3 protein-coding genes are annotated in these 2,409 nt (G+C 68.9%); all 3 read right to left on the bottom strand.

Annotation, left to right across the window (positions count from 1 at the left end; all coding sequences use genetic code 11):
* Window positions 1–206, bottom strand: a 206-nt coding sequence (locus VIB55_RS10915; protein WP_331876691.1) for a deaminase, incomplete at its 3' end; no start/stop codon positions are given.
* Window positions 207–287: 81 nt separating this feature from the next.
* Window positions 288–944, bottom strand: coding sequence for a transcriptional repressor LexA (gene lexA / locus VIB55_RS10910; protein ID WP_331025355.1), 657 nt, complete (start codon window positions 942–944; stop codon window positions 288–290).
* A gap of 278 nt (window positions 945–1,222) precedes the next feature.
* On the bottom strand, window positions 1,223–2,409 hold a 1,187-nt coding region (gltX, locus tag VIB55_RS10905; protein WP_331876690.1), incomplete at its 5' end, for a glutamate--tRNA ligase.

Genomic DNA, 2,409 nt, shown 5'->3' with positions numbered 1-2,409 from the left:
GCGGCGCGGCGGATGGCCACCATCTCGGCGTGGGCGCTGGGGTCCTGCAGGGTGTGGGTGAGGTTGTGGCCCGCGGCCACCAGCTCCCCGCCCCGCACCACCACCGCGCCCACCGGCACCTCGCCGAGGGCCTCCGCCAGGGCGGCCTGCTCAAGCGCCAGCCGCATCCACTTCTCGTCCTCCTCGTGGCGCGCCTCTTCGCCCATCAGTTGGCATCCCGCACGGCTATAAACGAAAGGGGACCCCGGCGAAGCGCCGGGGTCCCCCACCAGGTACGGCTCCAGCGCTCAGGGCGCGCCGGTGACGATGGCCTCGGTGTGGGCGCGGGTGAAGCGGCGGTACAGCCCCGTCACGCGGCCCAGGATGGTGAAGTCGTTGTGCTCGTGCACCAGGATGGGGGCGTAGCTGGTGTTGGCCGCCTCCAGCACCACCTGGCCCTTGTTGGCGAAGTAGCGCTTGACCGTGGCCTTGCCGTCCACCCGCGCGGCGATGATCTCGCCGTTTTGGATGTCGGCCTCGTCCGCGGGCTCCACCAGCACCATGTCGCCCTCGACGATGCCCATGCCCGTCATGCTGTCGCCGGTGACGGCCAGCAGGAAGGCGTCGGCGCTGCCGGCCAGCTTGCGGTCCAGCTCGAACTCCTCCACCACGTCCTCGCGAAGGAGCGTGGGGACACCTGCGGCGATCTGCCCGTACAGCGGCACGCTCGCCACCCCCGGCGACAGGTTCATCCCCAGGATCTTCACGCCGCGCGAACGGGAGGCGTCGCGCTCGATGAAGTTCTTGTCGGCCAGCGACTGGAGGTGCTCCGAGACCGTCTTGGTGCTCTTGATCCCGAAACGCTTGCCGATTTCGCGGATGCTCGGCTGATACGTGTTCTCCTTGAGGTAGTCCACAAGGTAGTTCAGGATCCGGCGCTCGATCTTGGTCAGCGCTTCAGGCATGGCCGCCTCCGCGGGATGAAACGTGGGTGGGTACTTCCCTCCAATGGTCCGGACTCTTCATGAATCCGCCTGTCACACTTCAAGCCAGAAAACGCGAAACGGGATCACGCGGCAGTGCCGCGCGCCCACCCCCGGGCGTCCCAAGTTGTTTCCGCGCCGCGCGATACGTTTCCGTAGCCCGCCCGGCGCGAAGCGCGGGATGTTTACGCCTTACCTGGCCTCGTGGCGCAACTTAGGAGCAGAGTGTCCGGAAGTCAACAATTACGTATCGCGACGCCTCACGCGCCCTGCATGGCGGCCAGCTTCTCGCGCGCCCGGCTGATGCGCCGCAGCGCGCCTTCGCGCCCCAGCGTGTGAACCACGAAGTCGATTCCCGGGCTGGCGGCCTGTCCCACGAGCGCCACGCGCAGCGGCTGCGCCAGCTTTCCGAACCCCACGCCCGCCTTTTCCGCGGCCGCGCGCAGGGCGGCGTCGATGCCCTCGGGCGTCCACGGGTCCACTCCCGAAAGGCCTTCGTGCACGCTGGCCAGGCGCTGGTCCACCTCGGCGGCGTTCTTCCAGTGCTTGGCGACGGAGGCCTCGTCGTACTCCTCTACCTCGTCCACCAGGTAGGTGCGCGCGTGCCCGGCGATCTCGTGGATGGTGCGCCCGCGGATCTTCAGCTCCTCGACCAGGCGGAGCAGCCAGTCGCGCCGCGCGCCGACGTCCGCTTCCGTGATCAGCCCGTCGCGCACCAGGACGGGCGCCACCAGGGGCAGCAGCTCGGCGGCGGGGGTGAGGGCGATGTGCTGGCCGTTCATCCACTCCAGCTTGGCCGTGTCGAACACCGCGCTCTTCTTGTTGACGCGGTCCAGCGAGAACCGCTCGGCCAGCTCGTCCATCCCCATCACCTCCACGTCGCCGCCGGGGTTCCATCCCAGCAGCGCGAGGAAGTTGTTCATCGCCTGGGGGAGGATGCCCTGCTCCGCGTACTGGCCCACCGCCGTGGCGCCGTGGCGCTTGCTGAGCCGCTTGCCGTCGGGCCCCAGGATCATGGGCAGGTGGGCGAAGCGGGGGACGGCGGCGCCCATGGCCTGGTACAGCAGGATCTGCTTGGGCGTGTTGGCGATGTGGTCGTCGCCGCGGATCACGTGGGTGATGCGCATGTCGATGTCGTCCGACACCACGGCCAGGTTGTAGATGGGCGTGCCGTCGGTGCGCAGGACGATGAAGTCGTCGATGCTCTCGTTCCGGAAGCGCGTGTCGCCGTGCACCTCGTCGTCCCACGCCGTTTCGCCCTCGGGAACGCGGAAGCGGACGGCGAACGGCTCGCCCGCGGCGGCGCGGCGCTCGGACTCGTCGCGCGGAATGTGGTAGCACGCGCGGTCGTAGCGGTACTCCTCCTTCAATTGCTCGCGCTTGGCGTTCAGCTCGTCGGGCGTGCAGAAGCAGCGGTAGGCGGCGTCCTGCTCCAGCAGCCGCTGCA

Origin of the sequence: Longimicrobium sp., assembly GCF_036554565.1 — a bacterium.
Classification (GTDB): Bacteria; Gemmatimonadota; Gemmatimonadetes; order Longimicrobiales; family Longimicrobiaceae; genus Longimicrobium.
This window is presented reverse-complemented; position numbering and strand designations above follow the sequence as displayed.

Excerpts from the sequence above, each read along its gene's own strand:
- lexA (WP_331025355.1), bottom strand. The coding sequence starts at position 944 with ATGCCTGAAGCGCTGACCAAGATCGAGCGCCGGATCCTGAACTACCTT.